At 61.3% G+C, this 7164-nt stretch carries 9 protein-coding genes and 1 pseudogene; all 10 read right to left on the bottom strand.

The window, feature by feature from the left end:
• Nucleotides 1–115: 115 nt before the first annotated feature.
• Nucleotides 116–340, bottom strand: coding sequence for a type II toxin-antitoxin system MqsA family antitoxin (locus VF515_04945; GenBank protein ID HEX7406982.1), 225 nt, complete (start codon nucleotides 338–340; stop codon nucleotides 116–118).
• A gap of 23 nt (nucleotides 341–363) precedes the next feature.
• Nucleotides 364–645, bottom strand: a complete 282-nt coding sequence (locus tag VF515_04940) for a DUF4258 domain-containing protein (protein ID HEX7406981.1) — start codon at nucleotides 643–645, stop codon at nucleotides 364–366.
• A gap of 124 nt (nucleotides 646–769) precedes the next feature.
• Nucleotides 770–1378: a hypothetical protein gene (locus VF515_04935; GenBank protein ID HEX7406980.1), complete on the bottom strand. Its 609-nt coding sequence runs from the start codon at nucleotides 1376–1378 to the stop codon at nucleotides 770–772.
• A gap of 913 nt (nucleotides 1379–2291) precedes the next feature.
• Nucleotides 2292–2471, bottom strand: a pseudogene (locus VF515_04930) (ClpX C4-type zinc finger protein).
• 536 nt (nucleotides 2472–3007) lie between these two features.
• On the bottom strand, nucleotides 3008–3814 hold the full coding sequence (locus tag VF515_04925) for a TIR domain-containing protein (GenBank protein ID HEX7406979.1): 807 nt from the start codon (nucleotides 3812–3814) through the stop codon (nucleotides 3008–3010).
• Between the two features lie 127 nt (nucleotides 3815–3941).
• Complete coding sequence (locus VF515_04920) at nucleotides 3942–4757, bottom strand: alpha/beta hydrolase (protein ID HEX7406978.1); 816 nt, start codon at nucleotides 4755–4757, stop codon at nucleotides 3942–3944.
• 115 nt (nucleotides 4758–4872) lie between these two features.
• On the bottom strand, nucleotides 4873–5589 hold the full coding sequence (locus VF515_04915) for a GIY-YIG nuclease family protein (protein ID HEX7406977.1): 717 nt from the start codon (nucleotides 5587–5589) through the stop codon (nucleotides 4873–4875).
• 46 nt (nucleotides 5590–5635) lie between these two features.
• The gene (locus VF515_04910; protein HEX7406976.1) at nucleotides 5636–5902 is read right to left on the bottom strand and encodes a hypothetical protein; all 267 of its coding nucleotides are present in this window, start codon (nucleotides 5900–5902) and stop codon (nucleotides 5636–5638) included.
• A complete protein-coding gene (locus tag VF515_04905) occupies nucleotides 5883–6161 on the bottom strand; it encodes a BrnT family toxin (GenBank protein HEX7406975.1) in 279 nt (92 codons plus the stop codon). The genes VF515_04910 and VF515_04905 overlap by 20 nt, the downstream gene beginning before the upstream one ends.
• Nucleotides 6162–6322: 161 nt before the next feature.
• Nucleotides 6323–7164 (bottom strand): Virginiamycin B lyase (locus tag VF515_04900; GenBank protein HEX7406974.1); only part of this gene is annotated, 842 nt, incomplete at its 5' end.

The following is a 7164-nucleotide window of genomic DNA, read 5'->3' as shown; positions in this document are numbered from 1 at the left end:
GCCGAACGGCTTGCCGCTGAGCTGCGGCGGGCAAACGGAACGCTTTCAGTCAACGAAATGCCCCGCATGCCCGCCGTCAGATCGAGCGGCGTGTTAGACTCACCCGCTCGTCGGATCACCCAAAAGCGGCGATCGGCACAGCGCGCCTGGCGGCTAGTGATCTTCGGTGGAGCTTGATCCGTTCGATCTCGTGCAATGTCTCCGCGGTCAGGTAGCTCTCACCGCAGTGCGAGCAGCTGATCACCGGAACCCCTTCAATGACGAGAAGGTTCGTTCCGCGGCCGTAGCTTCGCGTGAGCTTTCGCAGCCGGGCAGCCTTCTCCCCGCAAATGTCGCACATCAAACCCGATCTTCGCGCCATCATTACTCCCGATACGTTGTCAGGATAACCAAGCTGCCCGAAGAGCTCAACTTCCCAACTACACCGACGCGCGCCCCATCAATGGCCCCGCCGCTGACCACGTACTTCCATTCGCGCGTCTTACGGTCACGTTGCCGTTCAATGATCTGCCCGGTCAAGGTCGCGCTTTCGACATCGAAGATGCTCAGACGGTCGTCATCCATTTCCTCCTCGGCGTGGATGGTCATTACGTATTGACGCAGCCGGATATTGTCGCGAAACCTCTTGAGCACCCGCTCGAACACGGTTCACCGTTACCACGTGTGCTCATGTCTTCGCGACCTCGCAGAGTGAGCCGGACGGCTTGGGCATCAGGCGCGTACGTCTTCTTGCGCATCGGTCTCCATGCCCTTGGGAGGCACAACCACCTCACGCGATGCGTCCGGACTGGGTAGCGACCTCGCCAAAGAAGGCACGTCCAATGTAAGTGCGCATCTCCCGTGAGAACCTCGCTCTAGCGGCGGAGACGAGTTGGTCGGCAACGGCCTCAGTATCTGCGAAAGCGTGCTTCAGGAAACGGTCGGTAGCGAAGGACATTGCCTGCGACTCTAGGCGATCGGGGATGTCACGAGGGTCGCCGAACGTCACGGTCTTAGCAAGTCGCTCGGTGCGAGGGTGGACGAGCCGCGACCGGCGCGTGTCGAGCGCCTTGAGGGTAGAGTATGGCCTGCGTCCCTTCTCCAAGCCGGCGCCACAGCGCTCGGCGAGGAAAGCCAGCTTTCCCAGAGTGCCTTTGAATGATGGCTTCGTGAAGATCGCGCGCTCGCGTCCCCATTCGGTCGGCGCAATGGCCTCGCCAAGATCATTCAGGAAGCCCTCGAAAGCCAGGTAGACGAATAGGGCGGAGGCGACCGAAGCATACTGTCCGGCCTCAGATGTCTTGCCGAGGACGCGCCGAACCTGGGTACCAGTCCAGAGCGCCCGGTGAGTGAAGTGCTCGGCTTGGAGGTGCGCCTTCCTTTTGGGCTGCTTGCTCACTGTACTTGTCTAACGCCGTGCGCGTGAGCCGCGGGCGGCGGCGCGGGGCCGGTTGTGGAAAGTCGGCTCGACGCGCTGGTTAGGCGTTGTCGCCTGAAGTAATCGCCGAGATTCACTGCGGATCATTGATCACCACGACGCTTGGTCACCTTGCCCGAGTTCACATCCACAGTGACCTGGCCGCCGCCACCCAGAGCGCCCGGCCGCGTGTCACGGAACTCCACAACCCAACAAGATTCATCATGCCTGAATGCTTCCGCTTTCAACTGCCTCCAATCTGCGGTTAGCGCTGTGCCCTCGAGATCTAGCCGCGCCAGGCACACAGCCTGCTCGGCTGTGGCTACCGGGGGAGCATCGCAACGGTTTGGAAGCATTTCTCGTGCGAGCGCTGCGTGGCCCACAACCACGAAAGTGCACAGCGCAATGAGAACGGTTTGCATTCTAGACCGCATGGATCCTGGACGCCTAACGTCGTGCCGCTGAGCGGCCGCGGGCATGCCGCGCCAGCTCGGTCGAAACGAACCGGCCCATGCCCGCGGTCCGATCCAGCGGCGGGTTAGGTTGTACCCTTGCCATGCTGGTTCCGAACCGCTGCTTCTACCGCGTCAACGCACGCACCGCACAGGGCACCGCGATCAGGAATCGCCAAGAGACTGGCGCCCTGTAAGACGATGCCGCACAGTTTACACGGCTGCTCTGCCAACGGCCCGCAATTGGTCAACAGCGTGGAGGCTTCAGTCGGTAATGGAAGCGCTGCATCCGCGACCGACCGAATGGCATCGGCGCAAGAATGGCAGACAACGCCGGCACCCGGGATCGCCAGGACCTCGGTCGCAGGCTTCGGCAGGTGGCAGGCGACGCAATGGGACGCAACTGGAGCGGCTACCCCCGCGTTACTGGAGTCCTCGGGTGATTCCTCTGCGATGATGTCATTGCAGAGATCGATGCACTCGTCGCAGATGTAGACGGATGGTCCGGCGATGAGCTTCCGTACCCGGTCCTGCCCCTTTAGGCAGAAGGAGCACGCGACCTGCTCGTGGCCGTCATCCTTCTTTTCACCGAGTGCGGATCTGATCTTGTCAGCCAAGGACATACGCTCGCCCAAAGAACCTAACGCCGGCCCACCGCCGCCTGCGATGTAACGAGATGTTCATGCCGGTCGGCTGCAGGGCCTCGTTAGGTTGGTTTCCCTTGCGAGTCTTTCGACGTCGCTGGAAAGAAACACACCTCATGGTTGTAGTCGCAGAGGCGCACCTCCCCACGAAGCAGTGTCCGTCGTAAGTCTTGAATTGCAGCGTGAAGAGGAACGCTCTGTTCTTGCTTGCAGATGGTGCACTTAAAGGACGCATCCTTATCGAAGAGACCTTTCGACCTGACTGTCACTTGGCCGCCCGCGCAATTTGCATGAGTTAGAGTTACAAGTCTCTTCGTCGTAAGCTCTATGGGATCAAATTGGTCAGTCTCGGTGAGACGCGTCGCACTTGTTACGATAATGTTCATAGACTCCATGCTCATCCTCATACTCCGATTCCCGAAGGTGACCAAACCTAACGTCGTGCGCGTGAGCCGCCGGCCCAATGACGCTTGCGACAGGGTCCGCCGTGCAAGCCGGGCGGCTCAACGCGCGTGTTAGGCCACCCACGGGAACTCTCGGCGGATGGTGGCCAGTACTTCACCGAACGTCTCTTTGATGTTTCCCTTCGAGAAGCGGATCTGCTCGATGCCGTGAATGTTCGAGAACTCCTCCGTTCCCTCCTCCAGGAGCACGATTGCGCGGCGAAATCCTAATCTGCCTTGGAACAGGCCGGCCTCATGGACGACGTTCTGGCGCGCACGTGTTCCCCCACCCGCCATTTCGTCTTCGCCGGTCATCACCAGAAACGCGAAGGCGCTCTTTGCGAGCATATCTTGCAGGGCATCACGGATAGCATGACCGGCTCTGGCGCCGATCTCGTACGCTTCAACGAGGTATCCATGCTTCTCGTGAAGATGGTCCTTAAGATCCCGCCAGAGAGGACTCTGACCGTGACCCAGGAAGATCGTAGGCCGAATCGGCCGCGGGGGCGGCGGTTTCAGCGGCTTAGACAAGGCGCAGCGCTCGGCCGCCTGCTCGAAGACCGCTGAGATTGCCTCAACCTGTGACCGATCCGGCGCCCCGACCGCCACGTGCACGGACGCGCTGAAGGCCTGGAGCCGGAGGCGGCCGCCCGAGCGCTCAAGCTGAAAGACTGCACCACGTGCTGAGCGGCGGTAATCCGCGAAGAACTCCTCCTCCGAGTCGTGATGCCAGTCTGCCCCGTCGACCTCCACTGTCAGGAATAGCCGCTCGGCCTCCTTACCGCTGAGCGGCACGCGGGAGCGAAATGCTGAGGCTCCCGCCCGGAGAACGTCTTCTGAGAACCGAGTATTCGCGTACAGCTTGTGTTTCTCCATCATCCGTCACGTTCTTCGAAGCGCGTCGTAGCGGCCTAACGTTTCCGATCAGCGGCCGCGAAGAAGCGGGCGAAAGCCTGCTTCGAAGCGGTCCGCTGCATCGGATGGTTGGGCGGCGTCGTATCCCTGCTCACGGTGCATCTGCATCAAGGAATCGCCTCACGATCGGGTTTACCAGGTCCGGACGCGTGAGCGGCGCCATGTGTCCACCTTCCGGCAATTGCGCAAACGACCAACTGGGGCACGAGCGGGAAAGAATCTCAACAATCTCTCGGATGGGACGCCGGGTGTCAACCGCGCTTACGACCAATGTCTTGGCAGTCACGCGGTTCCATTCGGCAACCGTCGTCTCCTCGCTCATTACCGCGTCCCACTCATGGAAGTTCGGCGGCAGCGAGGCAACGAAGGCCTGCCGCCGTTTTTCTGGCATTGCCGCCCACGACCCATCACCCAACCAGTAGTCTGCGAACCTCTCGGCGACTTTCGGCCAGTCACCGAGGGAACCAAAACACTTCACATGGTCGCGCAACGCGCGAGACTCCAAGAATGCCTCCGTGCGGCCGTGCTGCTTGAGGAGATAAAACGGATTGGGCTCAAGCAGCACGAGTTTGCCGACTCGGTGGGTGAGAAGAGACGTGGCCTTCATCGCCACGGACGCGCCGAAGGAATGGCCGACGAGGTGGACAGGACCTTCGATGTCCTCGCATAGCGCGAGTACAAGCTGAGCCTGCGCGTAAAGCGACTGCGGGGACGTGTTGGGCCAAGGAGTCGTTTCGCCGTACCCGAACAGGTTAACCGCCAAGACGCGATAGCCGTCCTTTAGCGCGTCGACGAGAGGTCGCCACTGACGGTTGCCACTCACCGAGCTATGGATCAGAACAACGCTTTCGCCCGCGCCATCGTCGGTATAGTTAACTTTCAGCGCGTCCTTCGAACGGAGTGGCAACTCGTCCTCCCTTGCTTCCTGTGACCCCGTTCGACGCCCTGCCTACGACGCCCAACGTCGTGGCGCTCACCCGCGGCCGCTCGGGGCCGCCGGGTGCAGCGCCGGGTTGGGCAGCCTATCGCAAGCGCTTCCACCGCTTGAAGGCAGCCACAGAGTCGGCATCGAGTTCGAACCACTCGCTGTTGATGCGTTGTGCGGCGAAGCGCTGGTGCCAGTATGCCTCCACGCCCTCGGGATCATCGGTCTCAATCACATGCACCTTGCGCGTCTCGAATGGCAGCTGGATGCCAAGCTCTCGTCTGCGCCTGCCGAAAGCGTTCGTTCGTCCAATCTTGAATCGTCGACCCGGCCCTTTGAGCAAGTAGACAGTTCCGAAGGTGACCGCGGACGACTTCTCGGGTGCCGGCACCGCTGTCTGGCTCGGATGGGCCGTGCAGATCGTGAGTACGTCGTCGTTACCAGGATGGGACCGTGAGTACTCGATGAGCCGTGATACCAGCTTGGCGGTCGGCCCGAGACGCTTGTACACGCGCTCACTTGGGAAAGCTGTATCCTGGTGGTGCTTCACGATTCGATCACGGGACGTCGGCAACGCTCCAAGCTCCTGCGTAAGGCTGGCGAGGCGGGCGAGAGCATCCACCTCGGGATGAGGCTCATGCGCTCGATTGGGCTTGACGCCAGCTTCGCGGTGCGCCGCGCTGATCCGCGACCAGTACTTCCCCCACGCTGCGGCAGGTATGCCGAGCTGGGCGAGCCGGTCCTCGCCAGGGGGGATTCCGCCGTTGGCGTTGGCACTCCGGCGGATCGTGTCAAGGATGTCCTGCCGATCCATCACGCCATCTCCGTCAACACGTTCCGTCTGCCCAACGGCGTGCCGTTCAGGCGCGGCTCGTTTTTAGCCGTCGCCTGGAACGGCTGGTTCGGCTAGCCGTACGCCCTTTGTGCGATTGGAGTTCGATGATGCGGGCAACTGCGCGCAGCGTCTCGTTGACGGACTCGGCGTCCTTGAACATGTTGGCGACGTCGGGATCGAGGACCACGACGTTCGTTCCTTCGGCATAGCGCTTGGCGTATTTGCCGCGAACGCCGCCGCTGAAGTCGTAGTAACTCCGCATTTCGTCTCCGTCACGATCTTGCTTCTTCATACTTCACCCGCTCGCGCTTTTCGGCGTCCCGTGCGCTGATGATCCGAACCGTGTTGTCGTCCTCAGTGTGTACCACAACAAGCAGCCTACCACGATTTGATTGGCCGATGATGATCCATCGCTCTTCATCTTCGGAATGGTCTGGATCGGGAATCGTGACCGATAGCCCATCGGCGAATACCGTCGACGCTTCATCGAACGACAGGCCGTGTTTGGCAAGGTTGCGTGCCGCCTTTCGACGATCCCACTCGAACCTCAAACCCATGGCTTCTGATACCACTCATTTGACGCGAAGGTTGCAAGCCAAACGCCTTGCCGTTCGGCATGGCTCAGCCATCTGACCCTGCGGCCCGCCTGACTGCGGGTACGGAATCGGCGCCGCGCCTGAGCCGGGAGGTGTCGCCCGTCGGCCGTAGCTTGTCATTCAACAGCCCTGCTCCGCGAGGTCGGGTATGACAGGTTTACGCGCCCAATCCTGCCGGCGCCAGCCTCAGTGAACCAAACGTTGCCATCGGGACCCGTGGCGATACCGTGAGCGACGCCGTTGCTAGTCGGAATAGAAACCTCGGTAAGGCTGCCGGTCGGTGTCACCGTACCGATCTTTTCTGCTGCCCTGAAGAATTCTGTGAACCAGAGATTGCCGTCGGGGCCTGCTGTAATTGTCATGGGCTGCCGATGTGTCGGGATCGGAAACTCGGTGAAGCTGCCGGCCAGCGTCACCGCCCCGATCTGCAGGCTCTCAACCTCCGTGAACCATAGGCGGCCATCGGGGCCGGCGGTGATGGCAAGCGGCTGGCTGTTCGCGGTGGGCACGGAAAAGCCGGTGAAACTGCCTGCCGGTGTCACCGTCCAGATCTTGTTGCAGATACGCTCGGTGAACCAGAGGTTGCCGTCCGGTCCTGCAATGATGCCCTGCGGAGAAGGCCACCTTACGGGCGCTTCGTCGCTCGTCGTCGGGATGAAAAATTCGGTAAAGCTGCCGGTCGGTGTCAGCTTCGCGATCCTGCTGGCGCCAGCCTCAGTGAACCACAGATTCCCGTCCGCACCCGTGGTGATAGTGTGCGGCTGGCTGCCAGAAGTAGGAATAGAGAACTCGGTGAAGCCGCCGGTCGGCGTCACCCTCCCGATTTTGTTCGCGCCGGTTTCAGTGAACCACAGATTCCCGTCCGGACCTGTGGTGATGGCGTGTGGCTGGCTGCCAGGGGTAGGAATAGAAAACTCGGTGAAGCCGCCGGTCGGCGTCACCCTCCCGACTTTGTTCG

It is taken from the genome of Candidatus Binatia bacterium, assembly GCA_036382395.1.
Lineage (GTDB): Bacteria > Desulfobacterota > Binatia > HRBIN30 > HRBIN30 > JAGDMS01.
The sequence above is the reverse complement of the archived record's forward strand: the minus strand, read 5'-3'. Positions and strand labels throughout refer to the sequence as shown.